Annotated in this window: 13 protein-coding genes, 1 tRNA gene, 1 pseudogene and 1 CRISPR repeat array; of the genes and pseudogenes, 9 read left to right on the top strand and 6 right to left on the bottom strand. The window is 40.1% G+C overall.

The genetic code is table 11. The features are described 5' to 3' along the window. Window positions 1-230: 230 nt before the first annotated feature. From H6G73_RS14245 to H6G73_RS14225, 5 genes are all read left to right on the top strand, one after another. On the top strand, window positions 231-1,919 hold the full coding sequence (locus tag H6G73_RS14245) for a Mu transposase C-terminal domain-containing protein (protein ID WP_190605524.1): 1,689 nt from the start codon (window positions 231-233) through the stop codon (window positions 1,917-1,919). A 3-nt stretch (window positions 1,920-1,922) separates the two neighbouring features. After that, entirely contained in the window at window positions 1,923-2,759 is an 837-nt protein-coding gene (locus H6G73_RS14240; RefSeq protein WP_190605522.1) for a TniB family NTP-binding protein, read from the top strand. Next, window positions 2,759-3,262 carry a TniQ family protein gene (locus H6G73_RS14235; RefSeq protein WP_190605520.1) on the top strand — a complete coding sequence of 168 codons (504 nt, stop codon included), beginning with the start codon at window positions 2,759-2,761 and terminating at the stop codon, window positions 3,260-3,262. The genes H6G73_RS14240 and H6G73_RS14235 overlap by 1 nt, the downstream gene beginning before the upstream one ends. Window positions 3,263-3,486: 224 nt before the next feature. Next, window positions 3,487-4,197, top strand: a complete 711-nt coding sequence (locus tag H6G73_RS14230; protein ID WP_190605518.1) for a Panacea domain-containing protein — start codon at window positions 3,487-3,489, stop codon at window positions 4,195-4,197. A gap of 5 nt (window positions 4,198-4,202) precedes the next feature. Continuing rightward, window positions 4,203-4,847: a hypothetical protein gene (locus H6G73_RS14225; RefSeq protein ID WP_190605516.1), complete on the top strand. Its 645-nt coding sequence runs from the start codon at window positions 4,203-4,205 to the stop codon at window positions 4,845-4,847. A gap of 493 nt (window positions 4,848-5,340) precedes the next feature. On the opposite strand, the gene H6G73_RS25130 is transcribed toward H6G73_RS14225, so the two are convergent. The 3 genes from H6G73_RS25130 to H6G73_RS14215 are packed head-to-tail and all read right to left on the bottom strand — an operon-like array spanning window position 5,341 to window position 6,164. Continuing rightward, window positions 5,341-5,457, bottom strand: a complete 117-nt coding sequence (locus tag H6G73_RS25130) for a hypothetical protein (RefSeq protein WP_390840055.1) — start codon at window positions 5,455-5,457, stop codon at window positions 5,341-5,343. Beyond that, window positions 5,409-5,687 (bottom strand): type I restriction-modification system subunit M N-terminal domain-containing protein, encoded by a 279-nt coding sequence (locus H6G73_RS24465; RefSeq protein ID WP_242034201.1) that lies wholly within the window; start codon window positions 5,685-5,687, stop codon window positions 5,409-5,411. Before H6G73_RS24465 ends, H6G73_RS25130 begins: the two co-directional genes overlap by 49 nt. Window positions 5,688-5,702: 15 nt before the next feature. Further along, window positions 5,703-6,164 carry a MerR family transcriptional regulator gene (locus tag H6G73_RS14215; protein ID WP_190605514.1) on the bottom strand — a complete coding sequence of 154 codons (462 nt, stop codon included), beginning with the start codon at window positions 6,162-6,164 and terminating at the stop codon, window positions 5,703-5,705. A 69-nt stretch (window positions 6,165-6,233) separates the two neighbouring features. Between H6G73_RS14215 and cas12k the strand changes: the two genes are divergently transcribed. Next, complete coding sequence (cas12k, locus tag H6G73_RS14210) at window positions 6,234-8,141, top strand: type V CRISPR-associated protein Cas12k (protein ID WP_190605512.1); 1,908 nt, start codon at window positions 6,234-6,236, stop codon at window positions 8,139-8,141. A 462-nt stretch (window positions 8,142-8,603) separates the two neighbouring features. Further along, window positions 8,604-9,153: direct repeats of the CRISPR family, unit length 39 nt; unit sequence AGTTTCAACACCCCTCCCGAAGTGGGGCGGGTTGAAAGC. A gap of 455 nt (window positions 9,154-9,608) precedes the next feature. Here the strand turns inward: cas12k and H6G73_RS14205 are convergent. Beyond that, window positions 9,609-9,682, bottom strand: a tRNA-Val gene (locus H6G73_RS14205). 162 nt (window positions 9,683-9,844) lie between these two features. After that, entirely contained in the window at window positions 9,845-10,339 is a 495-nt protein-coding gene (locus H6G73_RS14200) for a hypothetical protein (RefSeq protein WP_190605510.1), read from the bottom strand. Window positions 10,340-10,690: 351 nt separating this feature from the next. On the opposite strand from H6G73_RS14200, the pseudogene H6G73_RS14195 reads away from it, so the two are divergent. Beyond that, a pseudogene (locus H6G73_RS14195) lies at window positions 10,691-10,906 on the top strand (sigma factor-like helix-turn-helix DNA-binding protein); the annotation flags it as partial. An 86-nt stretch (window positions 10,907-10,992) separates the two neighbouring features. Here the strand turns inward: H6G73_RS14195 and H6G73_RS14190 are convergent. Continuing rightward, window positions 10,993-13,977: a TonB-dependent siderophore receptor gene (locus tag H6G73_RS14190; RefSeq protein ID WP_242034200.1), complete on the bottom strand. Its 2,985-nt coding sequence runs from the start codon at window positions 13,975-13,977 to the stop codon at window positions 10,993-10,995. A gap of 689 nt (window positions 13,978-14,666) precedes the next feature. On the opposite strand from H6G73_RS14190, the gene H6G73_RS14185 reads away from it, so the two are divergent. Together H6G73_RS14185 and H6G73_RS14180 are read left to right on the top strand one after the other, a co-directional pair. Further along, window positions 14,667-19,985, top strand: coding sequence for a non-ribosomal peptide synthetase (locus H6G73_RS14185; RefSeq protein ID WP_190605508.1), 5,319 nt, complete (start codon window positions 14,667-14,669; stop codon window positions 19,983-19,985). A 42-nt stretch (window positions 19,986-20,027) separates the two neighbouring features. Next, complete coding sequence (locus tag H6G73_RS14180) at window positions 20,028-20,894, top strand: TauD/TfdA family dioxygenase (RefSeq protein ID WP_190605506.1); 867 nt, start codon at window positions 20,028-20,030, stop codon at window positions 20,892-20,894. Window positions 20,895-20,924: the final 30 nt, after the last annotated feature.

The following is a 20,924-nucleotide window of genomic DNA, read 5'->3' as shown; positions in this document are numbered from 1 at the left end:
ACGTCCACAAAAATATTAACCTTTAAACCCTTACGCAGTAAGGGTTTAATAATTTTAGCCTATTTTTAGCCTGTCAAATCCCAATTGACAAAATAACTGTCCGAGTTTGAAATATTGACAAATTATTTGTCCCATATTGGAAATGAATATTTTTCCAACTTCCTCCTGAATTGACAAATTATTTGTCCACAAACACAGTACAATACAACTATGTTTCAAATAAAACATATATGTCGGAAAAGCAAGATGATAAACCCTATGACAATGAATTAGAAGGTAGTGAAATTATCACTGAACTCTCCGCAGATGATAAAGAACTATTGGAAGTAATTCAAAAATTACTTGAACCATGCGATCGCAAAACTTACGGTGAAAGAAAAAGGACGGTAGCAGACAAACTAGGTAGGTCACTCCGAACAGTGCAGAGACGGGTGAAACAATGGGAAGAAGAGGGTTTAGCTGCACTGCGAACTACTCAACGCGCTGACAAAGGTAAACACCGCATAGATTCTCAGTGGCAAAAGTTCATTATCAATACATATAAGGAAGGAAATAAGGGTAGCAAGCGAATTACTCCCCAACAAGTTGCAATCAGAGTAAAAGCAAAAGCAGCAGAATTGGGTGATAAGAATTATCCCAGTTCCAGGACGGTTTATCGAGTCCTACAACCAATTATTGAAGCACAAGAGCAAAAAGCAAGTGTGAGAAGTCGTGGTTGGCGCGGTTCTAGATTATCGCTGAAGACTCGTGATGGACTAGATATATCTGTAGAATACAGCAATCATATCTGGCAGTGTGATCACACTCGTGCTGATATTTTATTGGTGGATCAACATGGTGAACTTTTAGGTCGTCCTTGGTTAACAACGGTAATAGATACTTATTCTCGTTGCATCATGGGCATTAATTTAGGTTTTGATGCACCCAGTTCTCAGGTAGTAGCTTTAGCACTGCGTCATGCCATATTACCCAAAAAATATGGAGCAGAATATGGACTACATGAGGAATGGGGAACTTATGGCAAACCAGAACACTTTTTTACTGATGGGGGTAAGGATTTTCGATCCAACCATTTGCAACAGATTGGTGTGCAGTTAGGATTTGTTTGCCATTTACGCGATCGCCCTAGCGAGGGTGGCATTGTCGAACGTCCTTTTGGGACTTTAAATACTGATTTATTTTCTACCTTACCAGGATACACAGGTTCTAATGTTCAGGAACGTCCAGAGGAAGCTGAGAAAGAGGCTTGTCTAACTTTACGGGATTTAGAACGTCTGCTAGTGCGCTATGTCGTAGACAAATATAACCAAAGTATTGATGCTCGTTTAGGTGATCAGACTCGTTATCAAAGATGGGATGCAGGGTTAATTGTTGCACCCCATTTAATCTCTGAAAAAGATTTGCGTATTTGCTTGATGAAGCAAACTCGACGCTCGATTTACAGGGGTGGATATCTGCAATTTGAAAATATCACATATCGAGGTGAAAATCTGGCTGGTTACGCGGGGGAAAACGTTGTGCTGCGATATGAACCTAAAGATATTACAACTGTTTTGGTTTATCGTCAGCAGGGTTCACAAGAAGAATTTTTAGCCCGTGCTTATGCCCAAGATTTGGAGACAGAAGAGTTATCTCTAGATGAAGCAAAAGCCATGAGTCGCAGGATTCGCCAAGCTGGTAAAACAGTTAGTAATCGTTCAATTTTGGCAGAGGTACAAGATAGAGAAACTTTCGTTAAGCAAAAGAAAACGAAAAAGGAACGCCAAAAAGAAGAACAGGTTGTAGTGGAAAAAGCTAAAAAACCCGTGGTTATTGAGCCGGAAGAAGAAATGGAAATGGCATCTTTGGAAAGTTCTTCAGACACAGATATGCCGGAAGTATTTGATTATGAACAAATGCGTGAAGATTACGGGTGGTAAATTATGACCTCACAACAAGCTCAAAAGGTTGCACAAGAATTAGGTGATATTCTCCCCAATGACGAAAAAATACAAGCAGAAATTCAAAGATTGAATAGGAAGAATTTTATTCCTTTGGAACAAGTAAAAACGCTCCATGAGTGGTTAGATGGCAAGCGACAATCACGCCAGTCTGGTAGGGTTATGGGGGAATCAAGAACTGGTAAGACAATGGGGTGTGATGCTTACAGACTCAGGCATAAACCCAAACAAGAATCAGGAAAACCGCCGCAAGTTCCCGTTGCTTATATCCAAATACCTCAAGAGTGTAGTGCAAAGGAATTATTTACAGCAATTATTGAGCATTTGAAATATCAAATGAATAAGGGAACGGTAGCAGAAATTAGAGATAGAACGCTGCGGGTTCTTAAAGGTTGTGGGGTGGAAATGCTGATTATTGATGAGGCTGACCGTTTGAAGCCTAAGACTTTTGCAGAGGTGCGGGATATCTTTGATAAGTTGGAAATTGCGGTGATTCTGGTAGGTACGGATAGATTAGATGCTGTGGTGAAGCGGGATGAGCAGGTTTATAACCGTTTTCGTGCCTGTCATCGCTTTGGTAAGTTTTCTGGGGAAGATTTTAAAAAGATTGTAGATATTTGGGAAAAACAAGTTTTAAAACTACCAGTTGCTTCTAATCTTTCTAATAAAACGATGTTGAAGACTTTGGGTGAGGCTACAGGGGGTTATATTGGTTTGCTAGATATGATTCTGAGGGAGTCAGCTATTCGGGCATTAAAGAAGGGATTACCAAAAATTGATTTGGACACTCTCAAGGAAGTAGCTGCGGAGTATAAATAATGGAAGTTGGGGAAATTAACCCTTGGTTTTTTCAGGTAGAACCTTTTGAGGGAGAAAGTATCAGTCACTTTTTGGGGCGGTTTCGACGGGCTAATGAGTTAACGCCTACTGGGTTGGGTAAAGCTGTGGGAATTGCTGGTGCGATCACACGATGGGAAAAGTTTCGATTTAATCCCCCTCCCTCTCGCCAGCAGCTAGAAGCATTGGCTAAGGTTGCGGGCATTGATGCCGATAGGTTAGAGCAAATGTTACCACCTGCTGGTGTGGGAATGAAAATGGAGCCGATTCGATTGTGTGCAGCTTGTTATGTGGAATCACCATGTCACAAGATTGAATGGCAGTTTAAGGTAACGCAAGGATGTCAGTATCATCATTTAAGTTTGTTGTCTGAGTGTCCTAATTGTGGGGCTAGGTTTAAAGTTCCGGCTTTGTGGGTTGATGGTTGGTGTCAAAGGTGTTTTCTGTCGTTTGGGGAGATGTTGAAGTGGCAGAAGCCCAGTTAGGTGGGATAGTGGAGCGATCACTTATCTCCTCTGGAAATTAACTTAGTCAACATAAACAAACTTGAGAAAACGGGTTATGAGTGCTGGACTGACTTGCAAAAAAGCCTGAACTTTTGTATAGTACAAGTGTATCTTGTCTCAAGTTATATAATATCGGCATTAAGATTATTTTTAACTAAAATTCTAAGATGAAATTTGAGCGTGTGCTTTAAGGAGGTTGAAGTATGAAAAACGCCTTGGATGTTGCCCGTTACTTCTTGCATCGGGTTGATAGGGAAGTGGGCGAAACTATTTCTCCTTTAAAACTCCAGAAGCTGGTTTACTATGCACAAGCTTGGCATCTAGTTTTTTACGGGAGGCTACTTTTCCCAGACAATATTCAGGCTTGGATACATGGGCCGGTTGTTTATTCTGTCTGGAATGAAAACAGAGAATATGAATACAAAGCCATACCCAAACCCGATGAACCTGTGTCAGATTTTACTAATGACGAGTTAGTAATTCTTGAAGAAGTTTGGTCTGTTTATGGAGAACTAGGAGCAAAGCAATTAGAGCGTTTGACCCATGCTGAATATCCTTGGATTCACGCACGGGGTGATCTTGCTCCAACAGAGAAATCTTCAGAAATTATATCTACTGAGGATATGATGTTGTATTATGTAAACTTCGCAGATAAGACAGACTCTTTCAAAATTCATCCCTCCGCTTTGGAAATTCACAAAGGACACATAGTTAATGAACCGATAAGTGTTTTTCCTTCAGTTGAGCTTATTGAATTAGTACAGCAATTGCAATATCCACTAAGAACATCACCAGAATTATATGGGTTAGCGCAAGCAGCAATTGATTCACTTAGTAACCGAAAGCTTGAAAGTATGGAAATTGAAGAATGGGCGTGTAAACTAGCTAATGACGTTAAAAATGCCATTGACTAGCTAGAATGCACCCAGTTAATTGTCCTCAGTGGGAATACTCACACTATCCAAATGCAAAAGAAATTTTAAATCATGAAACACAAAGTATTCTGATTGATTTGCGTAAAGGATATTTGGATACTGCCAAATCCTCTACTGATTCACGCGTTGTTCATAGGTTACTTTTTTCGCAGTTGACACCTCCTGAACATGATTACTTTGCAGGTCATTATCGTGGTGAAGATTTTCTTTGTCTTAAGGAGTGCCGTGTAGGCGTAGGAGGAGATATGAGGGTGGGTTATCATCCCCGTATAATAATTGAAAAGATGGATCAATTTGGTGAAGCTATTAGTCTTGGGATCAAAAAGTTGGATATTATTCATCAACCATCAGAGGCTCAATTATCTCCAATAGACAAATTGTTAAATACTGTAGCTTTTGCCTGTGAAGTTTTTGTAGAAATGCTTACAGTTCATCCCTATGCTAACGGTAACGGCCATGCGGCTAGGTTTATCCTGTGGTCTATATTGGGAAGATATGGTTATTGGCCAGTACACTTTCCTATTGAACCACGTCCTCCCCACCCTTGGTATGTAGATTGTATTAATAAATACAGAAACGGTAATAAGCAGCCTTTAGAGGCATACATACTGCAATGCATTATTGGGTAAATCATTGTCTTTTCTTGTTTATACCAACAATCAAGGAACATTTGATTGAGTTTAACTAGAAGTCTACTGTTTCAGAAAAACATTAAAATTAAAAAGTAAATAAGCATAAGCTATGCCCCAGAAGGCTATTTTGACAAAATAATTTTTTCTTAGCCATAATGCGGGGTAGGGGAGTCGAACCCCAGAGCGCATTTCCCTCGGAAAAACATTATCCCTTCCCTACTTCAATCTCCTGCTGTGCAACTGACGAGGATGGCAGAGTACCACCGTCTGGTATCCCGCAGAAATGCCCCCCCGCAAGTTGAACCAAGAGCCATTGCTACACTAATGTTTTTCATAAGTGATTCGGATAGAATGTAACGTATAGTTTCAACCCATCCGTTGCAAGTGGCAGGAGCATTGAAGAGATATTGGACAATGCAAACGCCCAAGCATTTGGAAATCTGGCGCATTTATACCAATTCCCGCATATTAGAAACTATCGTAGCAAAAACTAAAATTTTTTACAGGCGTAATGTTTTAATTCCTGTTCTAAAGTTTCGTAGCCTCCCAAATACGCTTTCATGAGGCATTTCCAAAGTTTGCCGTGATTTGGGACTTGAAGGTGCAGCAGTTCGTGAACAATTCATAATCTTGCAGGTGTGGTTCTAGAGATAATAAATTTGTATCAAAGGTCAAATTTAGTTCATCATCAAATACATCACACAGTCGTTTAGTAAAAATCAACGGCAGAATAAAGTCTTTATACTTCGCTGCTTCCTGCGCCCCACGAATACTGCAAGCAGTGTCCCAAATCCAATTTTCTAAGGATTTGTAACCATTACCATTACGTTCAACCATATAGATTTTTTGTACTTAATTTAAGTAAGAAGTTAATTTTTTTTGTAATTGCTCAAAAATAACATCTAACCAGACAGGAATGACAGGTTTACCTTCGTCTATGGATGTGATCGCCTTTTTTCTGTCATACTCCATAAGCTCAAGCGATAACTTCACCACGCCTAAAGGCGATCGCTCCTGTGTTTCTGACAACAACATAAAGCGTTTACCTGTACCAGAACTAAACAACTCCGGTTCTTGTTCCTTCAGGGTTTTTAAGGTTTCGCAAGCAATGTCAAAACTCAAACCCACAGACAGCCAATATACCATTGCTGCCAACTCTACTAAATTGGTTTTTGAGTAATAAATACTACGTCCTGTACCCGTATCACTAATGACAGGAACTACCACCCCTTTTTCTCGCCAATACTGGAGTTGACGGAGCGTACAACCTGTAATTTTAGAAGCTTCCTTACTTGTAAAAAATGTCTCCTGCATAGATTTCCATTTTACAGAAGACTCGTTTAATACAAATATGTTAGTATTGAACAAAATTGTTTTCAGGGTATGAGCCAAATTACCATTCAGTGTCGTTTAGGAGCCAGTGAATCTACCCGTCAACAGCTATGGCAGTTGATGGCAGAGAAAAACACACCACTGATTAACGAACTACTGATTCAGATTGGTAGACATCCAGAATTTGAAACCTGGCAACAAAAAGGTAAACATTCCACAGGTATTGTCAAAGAACTGTGCGAATCTTTGAAAAGTGACTCGCGTTTCATGGGACAACCTGCAAGGTTTTACACCAGTGCCACAGCATCAGTGAACTATATTTATAAATCCTGGTTTGCCTTGATGAAGCGTTATCAATCCCAACTGGATGGTAAATTGCGCTGGTTAGAAATGCTCAATAGCGACACTGAATTAGTAGCGCAAAGTGGAGTTTCATTAGATACTCTTCGTACTAAATCTGCTGAAATTTTGGCTCAATTTGCACCACAAGAAACCAACGGAAATACACCCACCAAAGGCAAAAAGTCTAGAAAGCGCAAGAAATCTCAAAATTTAGATAGTGAAATCAATTTATCAAAACACTTATTTGATACCTACGATCATACAGAAGATCATATAACTCGTTGTGCTATTAGTTATTTACTCAAAAATGGTTGTAGAATTAACAATAAAGGAGAAAATCCTGAAAAATTTGCTCAACGTCGTCGTAAACTAGAAATCCAAATTCAACGCCTCACAGAAAAGTTAGCGGCTCGAATTCCCCAAGGACGAGATTTAACCGATACTCAATGGATAGAAACCCTGATTACTGCTACTCAGACTGTTCCTGAAGACGAAGCAGAGGCGAAATTATGGCAAAACTATCTTTTAAGAAAATCTAGTCAAGTACCTTTTCCAGTAGCTTACGAAACCAATGAAGATATGATTTGGTTGAAAAATCAAGCTGGACGCATTTGTGTAAAATTTAATGGTTTAGGAGAGCATACATTTCAAATTTATTGCGATTCTCGGCAACTCCACTGGTTTCAACGTTTCCTAGAAGACCAAGAAACCAAGAGAAGTAGTAAAAATCAACATTCTAGTGCCTTATTTACCCTGCGTAGCGGTCGTATTGCTTGGCAAGAAGGAGAAGGGAAGGGCGAACCCTGGAATGTGAATCACTTAATTCTTTATTGTTCTGTGGATACTCGTCTGTGGACGCAAGAAGGAACAAATTTAGTTAGATCAGAAAAAGCCGAAGAAATTGCCAAAATCATCACTCAGACTCAAGCTAAAGGTGAGTTGAATGATCAACAACAAGCTCATATCAAACGTAAAAATTCCTCTCTAGCCAGAATTAATAATCCTTTTCCTCGACCCAGCAAGCTTTTATATCAAGGACAATCTCATATTTTAGTTGGTGTGAGCTTGGGTTTAGAAGATCCTGCCACCATTGCAATTGTAGATGGCACTACAGGCAAGGTTGTAACATATCGCAATATCAAACAACTACTAGGTGATAATTACAAGCTACTTAACAGACAAAGACAACAAAAACATTTGTTATCCCACCAACGGCATATTAATCAAAGGATAGCTGCACCAAATAACTTTGGAGATTCGGAGTTAGGGAAATATATAGACAGATTACTAGCAAAAGAAATTATTGCGATCGCCCAAATATATAAAGCTGGCAGTATTGTTTTACCGAAACTAGGTGATATGCGAGAACAAGTCCAGAGTGAGATTCAGGCTAAAGCTGAACAAAAATCAGATTTAGTAGAAGTCCAACAAAAATATGCCAAACAATACCGAACCAGTGTCCATAAATGGAGTTATGGCAGATTAATTGCAAATATTCAAAGTCAGGCAAAGAAAGCAGGAATCGCTACAGAGGAGGCAAAACAACCAATTAGAGCCAGTCCACTGGAGAAAGCCAAAGCATTAGCCATAAACGCCTATCAATCCCGAAAAGCCTAATTGACAAAACACCGAACCTTGAAAATAAAATAGTAATCAACAATAGCGCCGCAGTTCATGTTTTTGATAAACCTCTGAACTGAGATAAATGTGGGTTAGTTTGACTGTTGTGAGACAGTCTTGCTTTCTGACCCTGGTAGCTGCCCACCTTGATGCTGCTGTTCCTAGTGAACAGGAATAAGGTGCGCCCCCAGTAATAGAGGTGCGGGTTTACCGCAGTGGTGGCTACTGAATCACCTCCGAGCAAGGAGGAACCCACCTTAATTATTTATTTTTGGCAAACCATAAGCGAGGTCAATTTCCCTGGGTTTCTGCCAAAAGTCCAAATCCTTTGTCTAGTCTGTGTTTCAGATATTTATGGTTTGAGTAATACTCCCTGAAAAGGGAAATTCAAAGCAGATTTAGACACCTTTGCCAAAATCACCTTTGGAAGTGTCTCTAGATAAGGGTTTGGTCGGGCGGAGTTTCAACACCCCTCCCGAAGTGGGGCGGGTTGAAAGCTGTACCACTTTTGAGTGGAGAAGTTTTCTGCCAAGTTTCAACACCCCTCCCGAAGTGGGGCGGGTTGAAAGCCAAAGATGTTGGACAGCGCCTGAATTTGCTTGGAGTTTCAACACCCCTCCCGAAGTGGGGCGGGTTGAAAGCAAAATCTTAGATTGAGTTTCCTCGTCTTGGATGAGTTTCAACACCCCTCCCGAAGTGGGGCGGGTTGAAAGAAAGTTAAGTCAGTTTTTGCAGCCATCGGCTTAATTTGTTTCAACACCCCTCCCGAAGTGGGGCGGGTTGAAAGAGAAAAGATAAGGAGTGATCAACAGTACACACATTTGTTTCAACACCCCTCCCGAAGTGGGGCGGGTTGAAAGATTTGATTAGTTTGGTTATTGATGTTGTTACCAAGTTTCAACACCCCTCCCGAAGTGGGGCGGGTTGAAAGTTTGCCTGTTTTTGACGCAAGTGACACCATCTATGGCTGGGTTTCAACACCCCTCCCGAAGTGGGGCGGGTTGAAACAAGCTTGATAATTGCTTTATAAACACTCCGCTTTATAAAAAAGCTGTTAGAAAAAGGTGGGTTGAAAGCGAATCCAGTTACGTCCTTTACATTAGATAATTTGCCCAAATACTGAAAAAATTTGTACGCATCAGCACCTAACAGCGAGAAGCAGAACGCCACGCAAAAAATTTATTTCCAACCCTGCTCAATTGAATTTTTCGTGGTGAAATTACATCCTCTATAATTGAGAATGTAGACAGGAAGATGTGAGTGCTGGATTTAGCAGATTGATTAACCGAACCAAAAGGACGATTAATTTGTCAACGCGGTCAAATAATTTGGCAATACGGACAACAATTTGTCAACGCGGTCAAATAATTTGGCAATACGGACAACAATTTGTCAACGCGGTCAAATAATTTGGCAATCGACAGCACAGAGCATGTACAATTACCAATGAATATATTCATAAAGTGGACGTAACTGGATTCGAACCAGTGACCCCATCGATGTCAACGATGTACTCTAACCAACTGAGCTATACGTCCTTACCCACACAATTACTGAATTTAGCATATAAATTGGGAATAAGTCAATTATCGAATCTCAGTAATTGGCTATGGTTTTAATAGATAGGAGACGGAAGATAATGTTAACCTTTGTCTCCCTGGCATTTACTATCGGTAGCTAAGTTTCTCTACTATCAAGTATTAAAACCGCAACCCTACGCCGCCTTGGAGTGATACAGCCGCACCACCACCGTTACGGTAGGCATCAAAAGCGATAATGGCGTTGCCAAAAATAACTGTATTACTATTGGGGAGAACGTAATCAATTCCTGGTTGCAAGGCAAAGCTAATTTTATTACCGACTGGGGATGCAGAGTCACCACTGGTTAGCACTAAACCAGCCCCTAAATAAGCGTCTGTTTGCCAGTTGAGGGGTAGGTCGTAGGATACTGTAGGGACGATCGCTGTACCTTGGCCAATTAAAGCTTGAGCGCGGAAGGAAAGAGGACTTTCGAGTAATTTGTAGCGGAAGGCAAGTACACCTCCAATTTGAGTACCATCGCTCAGTCCTAATGCTGGGCCCACACCTACATAACTACCGTATGCTACTTGAGCTTGTGCTGGTTGATTGCTGAGAGACAGACTTAATAGGACACTAGCCCCTAGAATAGAAACTAAGGAAGAACGAGACTTCATTATTCAACTCCTGACACCATAAAAATACTTATATTAGCCATGGTTGTAATTGTCGATGGGGAGAGAGCCAAAGAGTTCTTTCCATGTTGCCTAATTGCAAATTCAATAACAAACGGTTTTGAGGGTTACTATATTAACGCTGTCCTGTAATAGTTTAATTTATTGGTTATTTTCCTGAAAGCTTTTGTATTATTTTTACATAAATTTCTCTACTCAACACAGTCAATCAATGAATTTTTAACTGACGCACTATCATAGTGTTGGTTACAAAAGATACTTTATTGTAGAGAGGGTTGTGATGAAGAGGATAAGGAAACGGTTGAAGTATGGATGGGGAGGTGTGGGTGGTGCGATCGCATTGAGGAATTAGCAGCAATATTTACAGCCCAACGTAAGCGGACAGGGGGCGATCGCACTGAAAAAGTTGCTTCCACCTGGGCAACCATTTTAGCACGGCGAGAAATGGGAGAATCATTACAAGCCATTGCTCAAGACTTGGAAATCCCTTATGCCACTGTCAAAACCTATGTGAAATTAGCTCGTAAGGCCCTCAAAGAAACTCCGTAAACAAGAAAAAGCTGGATTTGTTCCAGCTTCAGCCATATTTTGACACGGAAATATTAAAGTTTAGAAAATACTCATCACTTCCGAAATTAAAAATCAAAAGAAATAGTTCCTAAGACAGTCAGTGGTGCACCAGGAACTATATAAAAACCCTGCGATTCATAATACTTAGTCTCGAACAGGTTTTTAACATTAATTGCTGCCCGCCAATTATTGCGCCGATAAAAGATACTGGCATCTGTTCTCACATAGGAAGGAAGCTTGATACTATTTGGAAGAGTTGCTTCTCTCTCACCAACATAAACAACTCCTAGCCCAAATCCCAAACCTTGCAAATTCCCCTGCTGAAATTCATAGGTTGTCCATAAGCTGGCACTATTAAATGGCACGGCTTGTAACCTATCATTCAATTGGTCTAAATTATTGGATTGACTAACATAAGCATCGGTATAAGCATAAGTACCAATTATCTTCCATCCTGGCAAAATTTCACCTGTAATATCTAATTCCAAACCACTGCTTTTTTGTTCCCCAGTTTGAATACTGAAGTTAGGATCTTGAGGATCGGGAGTTAAGACATTATTTTTGGTGATATCAAAGTATGCCAAAGTTGCTGATAGGCGTTTGTTAAAGAACTCCTGTTTAATTCCTACCTCAAATTGTTCCCCTGTTTCTGGCTTAAATTGCTCATTTGTCCGGCTACGACTAAAAAATTGCGGGTTAAAAGAATTTGTCCAACTCGCATATAGTGAAGTAGAGTCAGTGGGTTGATAGACAATACCTACTCGTGGTGAAAAGTTAGAATCAGATGATTCAAATTCATAAGCATTGGCAGCTAAGTCTCTATAGAAAGAATTTACCCAATCAAAGCGCCCACCAGCTAATAGTTTTAAATTAGGCGTAAATTCAATGAGATTTTGGAAATACAATGCTACAGTTTCACCGCCATATTCTTCATAGAATGACCGCTCAAATTTTCCTGGTTTAGCACCATACACAGGATTAAAGATATCTATACCAGCAATGGAAGTATTGGCAAAATCATAGGCAAATCTATAGTTAGAAAACTCTAATCCCAACAAAACATTATGACTGATAGAACCTGTCTTTAACTTGCCACCAATTTCCGTTTGTAAGGAAATGTTTTGTTGTTCTTCATCTGTTTTTTGCGCGACTCTCGGCAGCGTCCTGCCATCATCTTCTAAAAAAGGTTCAGAGAAATTAGCATTGCGTGCTATTTGAGTATTTCCCTTGGTCGTAATAACGTTAAAACCCTGGCGTAATTTCCAATCATTGCTGAATTGATGTTCTAAATTATAGGTAAATGAGTTAGTTTTAAACTCAGCTTGATTGACATCAGGTTCTCCTAAAAATCGACTAATGGGAAGGTTTAAAAATACATTTCCTGGTGGCAGTCCTCTATCAAAGGTGTAATCATACTTTTGACTTTCATACTCAAAAGTCATACTGGTGCGTGGGCCAATATTCCAGGTAATGACCGGCGAGATAAAAAAGCTTTCATTTTCATGGAAATCCCGGAAACTGCGAGAATTTTCATAGGCAGCATTTAAACGATAAAGTACAGATTTATCCTCTGTTAACGGGCCAGTTACATCAATGGTGGGGCGATAAAAGTCATAACTCCCAGCCGTAAAACTAGCTCGATAAAAAGGTTCTGCTAAAGGTTTCTTAGTGATGGTATTTACTACACCACCGGGGTTATTGGCACTGCCATAAAGAACGGATGCAGGCCCTTTCAGAAACTCTACTCGTTCAATATTGGCAACATCACGAGGGCTGGTAAAACCAAAATCTTTAAATCCGTTACGCAGGGATTCAAAACTCGACTCAAAACCGCGAATAAAGTAACCCGAAGAAGATAAACCACCATAACCTGATTGCTGTTGCACACCACTGACGTTGTTAGCTAACTCACTCAGTCGCACAACTTGTCTGTCTTCTATCACCTCTTTGGGAATCACCTGAACAGATGCCGGAATATCTCGTAGCGGTGCATCTATTTTGGCTGCGGTTGTAGCTTCAGGTATTAAGTAACTACCATCTTTGTCACCTGTCACTACTAATTCTATTGGTGTTTCTGGTGCAGTTGGTTCTGCTGTTTGATTATTAGATTGAGTGGTGGGTGTAGGTTGGGCTTCTGGTTGAGTTTCTGGTTGAGGGGTAGGTGTAGGTGTAGGTTGGGCTTCTGGTTGGGGTGCAGATGCTGTTGACGTGACACCAAAAATTAAACCATCATCACTATCAAACAGTTCTACTGTGGGTGTATTATCTGTTCCCGTCACACTCAGTCGAATGGTACTGGAATTCAAGTTAGTCACGGTGATGTCACTAACTCCAGCAATGGGTTGTTTTTGGCTAACTGTGTCACCATTGGGTAGACTCAGTTGGGCTGAAGGAATGTCAACAATAAAAGTGTTACCGTCTTTTTGGGGTGATACCTGTAGTTTGTCTCCTTCTGGAGTGGCTAAGATAATTTCTAGTCCGTTATTAGTGGTATTAAAATTAACGGCTGTAATTTTGACTAATGTTTGACTTTGTTGTGGTGTTGTGGTAACAGATGCTACTGGTGCTAATTCAAAGATTAAGCCTTCATCACCATCAAATAATTCCGCGGTTGGTAAACCTTTTTCTCCTGTAACAGTTAGTCTGATAGTTTTAGCATCAGCTTGAGTGAGGCTGACAGCGGCAATTCCAGGGGCAGGATTTGCTTGGGTAAAGGTTTGGGCTTTGGGCAGTGATAGAACTGCATTAGGAATATCTACTATAAAGTTGTTGTTTTGACTTTTATTAACTGGTTTGAGCGCTTCTATATTGGGGCTTTCTAAAATAACTTCAATACCTTTAGCCGTAGTATTGACTTTAATACCTGTAACTTTAACAACATTATTGCTTTGAGCAAATAACTGGGCTGCACTGGTTGAGTATTGTTCTTTGTCTTGAACTGTAGATATTGCTTTTGTTTGCTCTGCACCCTGAGCAGGTTGTACTAAACCGCTAATTATCGCCAATACTAACCCAACCGAATGGATTTCTTTGATTAACTCCAACTTCATTTACCTGACTCCTACCAATACACCTGTTATGAGCTACCTGGTCTACTCATCCTTTCAGTCAGCAGAAATCTCCACGTCTGGTCTCCAGGCGTAAATATTTCTTGATAAGGATAAATAAATTAAATTTAATTATTCTCAATTAGCTATATGCGAATAATTTGCATCTAATTTAGAAACTAATAAGAACTACTATCATAAAGATTCTGGAGATGCAAGTATTGGTGAGATCCGAGATCAATTAGGTCTGGCTATAGCAGATGCCAGATTAAAGCCGGCAAACATTTATCCTGCCGTGGCGAGGTAGCAAAAAAAATGGTTAACTATCAAGTTAAATTTTGGTCACATATAAGCGATTCATGTCACTACGTAGATAACTCACTGTAGCTAATTAAACTTATATATAAATTACTTGTTGATAAGACTTATTGATAGATAGTTGCTTGTAATTTTCAATTAATTCCCTTATGTTTAAAACAACTAATTGAAAATTAGTAGCAATAAGTGATGTCAGAGTCAAAACCAAAGGCATTAGCGAATAATGCAAAGACCTTGTAGAAACGGGTTATGGGATGTCTCTGCATAGGGAATCAGCGACCAACTGATTGCTTAGTGTTGGCATGATGCCGCTGTATGAAAGTTTTGCTGCTTAGTTTCCAGTTGTCTTGTGTGCATCAGGTAGTGAAAGTACGATGACTCAATCTATTCATGATTTTTCTACAGTTGTAGAATTACTGCGTTGTAGATCCTTAGAACAAACCAATAGAGAGGCTTTTACTTTTCTGCAAGATGGAGAAGCACAGGCACATTCATGGACTTATGCAGAATTAGATTACCAGAGTAGAGCGATCGCTTCTCAACTGCAAATATTAGGTTTAGCTGGAGAGCGTGCCTTACTGCTTTACCCACCCAGCATAGATTACTTACCAGCCTTCTTTGGGTGTCTGTATGCTGGAGTTGTAGCAGTTCCCGCTTATCCACCACGTAATCAACGCAACACCCCCAGAATCTTAGCCATTTTAAAAGATGCACAAGCGGCAGTCATCTTGACCACGACGGCAATTCTGGCACAATTGCAATCTTTGCTGGCTGATAAATTTGACATAGATAGTATTCACTGGCTGACTACCGATAACCTCACACCTGGTATAGAAGCAGCTTGGCAACAGCCAGTCATTAATCCAGACACCCTGGCATTTCTCCAATACACCTCCGGTTCCACTGGCACACCCAAAGGAGTGATGCTCACCCATGGCAACCTGCTACACAATGCGGAAGTGACACGCCAGTATATGGAACATAGCTCTAGTAGCAAGTTTGTTACCTGGCTACCTGTCTATCATGACATGGGGTTAATTGGTGGTGTACTGCAACCGTTGTATGGTGGTTTTCCTTGTATCATGATGCCACCGGCGGCTTTTTTGCAAAGACCTTATCGGTGGTTGCAAGCAATTTCTCATTATCAAGGCACTACCAGTGGTGCGCCTAATTTCGCCTACGAACTTTGTATTGAAAAAATTACCCCAGAACAACGGTCAACCCTAGATTTAAGTAGTTGGAATGTAGCCTTTAACGGTGCTGAACCGATTCGCTACGAAACCCTAGAAAAATTTGCTGCTACCTTTGCTGAATGTGGTTTTCGTCCAGAGGCTTTCTATCCTTGCTATGGCATGGCAGAAACAACCTTGATGGTATCTGGTACGGTGAAGTCTGCATTAGTCACCACGAAAAAATTACAAAAATTAGCATTAGAGCAAAATCAGATTATTGATGGGGCTGATGATGAGAACTCCGTCACATTAGTGGGTTGTGGTCGAGTTGTACCCCAACAGCAAATAGTAATTGCTCATCCAGACACCTTAACTCGTTGTGTGGCTGGTGAAGTGGGAGAAATTTGGGTATCTGGGCCTAGCATTGGCAAAGGTTATTGGCACCGTGTTGAGGAAACAGGGCAAACTTTCCAAGCCTATTTGCAAGATACAGGAGAGGGGCCATTTTTGCGGACTGGGGACTTAGGTTTTTTAGATAATGACGAACTTTTTATTACTGGTCGAGCCAAAGATTTAATTATTATTCGCGGTCGCAACCTTTATCCGCAAGATATTGAACTCACCACAGAACGTTCTCATTCAGCTTTACGTGCTGGTGGCAATGCCGCATTTGCAGTAGAGGTAGAGACAGAAGAGAAATTGGTAGTGGTGCAAGAGCTAGAATTTCGTGCCAAACCGAATCTAGAAGAAGTTATTTCTGCTATTCGTCAGGCGGTTTCTCAAGAATTTGAGGTGCAAGTTTATGCAGTGGTGTTAATTAAACCTGGTACTATTCCGAAAACTTCTAGTGGGAAAATTCAACGCCGTGCGACAAAGGCAGAATTTTTAGCGGGTGCATTACAAATTATCAGTAGCAGTATTTCTGAAAATATTAATTTTGTAGAAACAGAGGCAAATTTACAGCTAAATCGCCCTACTTTGCTGGCGCTTTCACAGGATGAGTCTCAACTTTTCTTAGAGTCTTACCTAGTGGAACAAGTAGCAAGAGTCTTGAAAATTCCAGCTACACAACTAGATATTCAACAACCTTTAAGCGGCTTAGGACTGGATTCATTAAGAGTTTTTGAGTTAAAAAATCGCATTGAAGGTAATTTAGAAGTAGTTGTCTGTGTGGCTGACTTTTTTGAGAATTTGAGTCTAAAAGAATTGGCAACAAAAATCCTCGCAGAAATCGCAGCGGGGGATGGGCCATTAGTCACAGTAAGCAAAAGTAAAAAAAGCACTAACTATCATCCCTTATCTTATTCTCAGCAAGGATTATGGTTTATTCATCAGTTAGCACCTGACACTTGTGCTTATAACATTCCTATTGAGATTAATCTCACAGGAAAGGTAAACATAACTGCCCTGCAACAAAGCTTCCACGAAATTATCCAACGTCATGAGGTATTGCGAACTCAGTTTGTCTTAGTTGATGGCGAACCTGTTCAAGTGGTGCATTCAACTATTAGCTATGATTTACCAATAGCAGATTTACGAGATTTATCAGCAGAACAGCGGCAAGTTACACTAGAAAATCTCACCACAGAATTAGCTCAACATCATTTTGATTTATCTTCTCAACCACTATGGCGTGGTTTACTACTGCGCTGGACAGATGATGAATACAAACTACTAATTACCTTTCATCACATCATTACAGATGGTTGGTCTGTTGGTGTTTTCATGAAAGAATTAGGCGCACTATATGCCGCATTTGCTAAAGGAAAACCCTCTCCACTACCAGAACTACCAATTCAATATGTAGATTTTGCCCAATGGCAACACCATAATTTACATTCAGAACGTATTCAAGCTGCATTGACCTACTGGAAACAGCGATTAGGCGGTAAATTGCCTCTATTGAATTTACCTAGCGATTTTCCCCGGCCGCCTGTACAAACCTTCAACGGTGCTAAAGTTCAACTATCCTTACCTCAAAATCTGACAGCAGCGTTAAAGCATTTGAGCCATCGGGAAAACGCAACTTTATTTATGACCCTGTTGGCAGCTTTCAAAACCTTGCTGTATCGCTATACAGGACAAACAGATATTTTGGTGGGTTCTCCAGTAGCTAGCCGTAATTCTGTGGAAGTTGAATCATTGATAGGTTTGTTTGTCAATGTTCTGGTATTGCGGACTGATGTATCTAAACAACCTAGTTTTAGAGAGTTACTGGCACGGGTTAAATCTACGGCATTGGCAGCTTACGTTCACCAAGACTTACCTTTTGATCAGTTGGTAGATGAACTGCAACCTCAACGTGACCTGAGTTACAACCCCCTATTTCAGGTGATGTTTGTGCTTCAGAATGTACCAATTCCCATACCGCAACTATCAGATATTGCTGTCAGTTTCCATGAGGGTGATAACAGTGCAGCGAAGTTTGATTTAACTTTATTTATGGAGGACAGAGAAGAGGGATTAGTTGCAACTTTAGAGTATAACCGGGATTTATTTCACGCTGATACGATGCAACGGATGCTGGGGCATTTCCAGACGATTCTGGAGAGTATAGTGAGCGCACCTGATACTCAAATTACAGAATTGCCGTTATTAACGGTAGATGAAAGGCATCAATTACTGGTGGAATGGAATGATACGCAAAAGCACTATCCCCAAAGCCAATGTATACATCAACTATTTGAGCAGCAAGTAGATAATACACCAGATGCTGTAGCAGTGGTATTTAAAAATCAACAACTTACTTATGGAGAATTAAATCAACGCGCTAACCAAGTTGCTCACTATCTGCAAACATTGGGTGTGAAAGCAGATACTTTAGTGGGTATCTGTATGGAACGCTCTTTAGAAATGGTAATTGCCATCTTAGCTATTCTCAAAGCTGGTGGTGCTTATCTACCTTTAGATCCGACTTATCCAAGAGAGCGTTTAGCATTTATGTTGGCAGATGCTCAAGTATCGGTGCTATTAGTCCAACCACATTTAGTTGCACAACTACCACCACACGAAGCACAGCTAGTCAGCATTCATCCAGAATCTTTAGAATTTGCAGGTTACAGTCCTGAAAACCCGATTCAGGAAGTCACAGAAGAAAACCTGGCCTATGTAATTTACACCTCCGGTTCCACAGGAAAGCCCAAAGGTGCAATGAACACTCACAAAGGCTTATGTAACCGCTTATTGTGGATGCAAGATACATATCAACTAACAGCAAGCGACAAAGTTTTACAAAAAACACCATTCAGCTTCGATGTTTCCGTTTGGGAATTTTTCTGGCCTTTGTTAACAGGTGCAAGTTTAGTCATAGCTAAACCAGGTGGACATCAAGATAGCAGTTATTTGGTGCAATTAATTGCTCAAGAGGAAGTTACTACACTGCACTTTGTACCTGCCATGTTGCAAGTGTTTTTAGAAGAACCAGAATTAGAGAAGTGTAGTAGTATCAAACGGGTAATTTGTAGTGGTGAAGCCTTATCTGTTGAGTTACAAAAACGTTTTTTTGCCAGATTAAATGCCGAATTACACAACCTTTATGGGCCAACAGAAGCAGCAATTGATGTGACCTATTGGGCTTGTCAACCCCATAGCCATGAGAAAATAGTACCTATTGGTCGTCCTATTGCGAATACAAAGATATATATTTTAGACCAACATTTACAACCTGTTCCCGTGGGTGTTAGCGGTGAATTACATATTGGTGGTGTGGGGTTAGGACGTGGTTATTGGCAAAAGCCAGAATTGACTCAAGAAAAGTTTATTGCTAGTCCCTTTGAACCAAGAGATATTTTATATAAAACTGGCGATTTAGCTCGTTATTTATCCAATGGTAATATTGAATATTTGGGACGCATTGACCACCAAGTGAAAATTCGGGGCTTCCGGATTGAATTAGGAGAAATTGAAGTAGTATTAGCACAATATCCAAAGGTCAAAGAAACGGTAGTATTAGCCAGAGAAGATAGAGCAAATCATCATTACTTAGTGGCTTATGTAGTTCCTCACGAAGAAATGACATTTGCAGTTAATGAACTACGAGATTATCTTCAGGAGCAACTACCTGATTACATGATTCCTGCTGCCTTTGTCGAGTTAAATAAATTACCACTATCACCTAATGGCAAAATCGACCGTCAAGGCTTACCTGTACCAGTGATTCAACGCTCCGACTTACAAACAGCTTATGAAGCGCCCACTTCAGAACTAGAAAGAGCGATCGCCAAAATTTGGTTAGAGATACTGCACATAGAAAAAGTCGGCATTAATGACAACTTTTTTGATGTAGGTGGCAACTCATTATTAATGGTACAGGTAAATCACAAAATCCGAGAAGTTTTACAATGGGAAATTTCAGTTGTAGAAATGTTCCAAAATCCAACTATTAAATCCTTGTCTCAATACATAAATATCAACTCCAGAGCAGTAGATAATTTAACAGTTTTAAATAACCGGATTCACAAACAAAAAGAATCTGTAAATAGGCAGAAAATATTGATGAAGCGCAGCAGAAATATCAATTAAGCCAGAACCAAAATATTTAGAAATTAGGGAATATCAACGATAATGGTTGAAACTGATACCTTGCTAATGAGCAGTGCTAAAATTATTTATAACAATACCTCTGAATCAATTTTGCAACTGCCTATCCAAGAAACTTTAAATTACTTTAAATCTAGTGGTGTTTTATTATTTAGAGGTTTTGGCGTTGATTATGAACGCATGAAGACATTTGCGGAAAATTTTAGTTCCAAATTTGTCTTAGATAAAGACAGACCAATAGTCGATCCACACAATAAATATGTCACCTTAGTAGACCCAGGAATGCACTATGTTAGCCCTCATTGTGAGAACGCTAACTCTCCTTTTCGTCCCGATGTCATCTGGTTTTGCTGTGGTGTACCTGCTGCCCAAGGTGGTGAAACTTTATTTTGGGATGGTGTGAAAGTATGGCAGGAAATGAGTGTAGAATTAAAGAAATTATTTATTGCTCAAAAAATCAAATTCTACCAAAAATTTCCGGCGGCTGACTGGAAGCGTTTTCTGGGAATTGGTGCAACTTTAGCTGATGTTCAACGCACCCTCAATGGCATTCCCGGATTAAGCTATAAAATTAATGAGGACCAGTCTATTTCTATCGAATATATATGCTCGGCTGTCGTAAAGACAAAATACGCCAACCAAGACGCATTTGCTAATAGCCTCATTGCTGAATATAAAAATCCAAGAGGAGTAGTTACCTTTGCTGATGGTTCACCCATCCCAGCAACAGCCATCAACCAAATTCAGCACGTGATGAATAATTTAACAGAGGTAATCAACTGGCAATCTGGTGATTTAGTCATGATTGATAACTCTCGATTTCTCCACGGTCGCCGCTCATTTACTGATAGAAATCGGAGAATTTACTCACTTCTCAGTTATATGAAATAATTCTCCATCTCTCTGCTCCTCTGCGTGAAA

The sequence above is a fragment of the Richelia sinica FACHB-800 genome (assembly GCF_014698825.1).
GTDB lineage: Bacteria > Cyanobacteriota > Cyanobacteriia > Cyanobacteriales > Nostocaceae > FACHB-800.
This window is presented reverse-complemented; position numbering and strand designations above follow the sequence as displayed.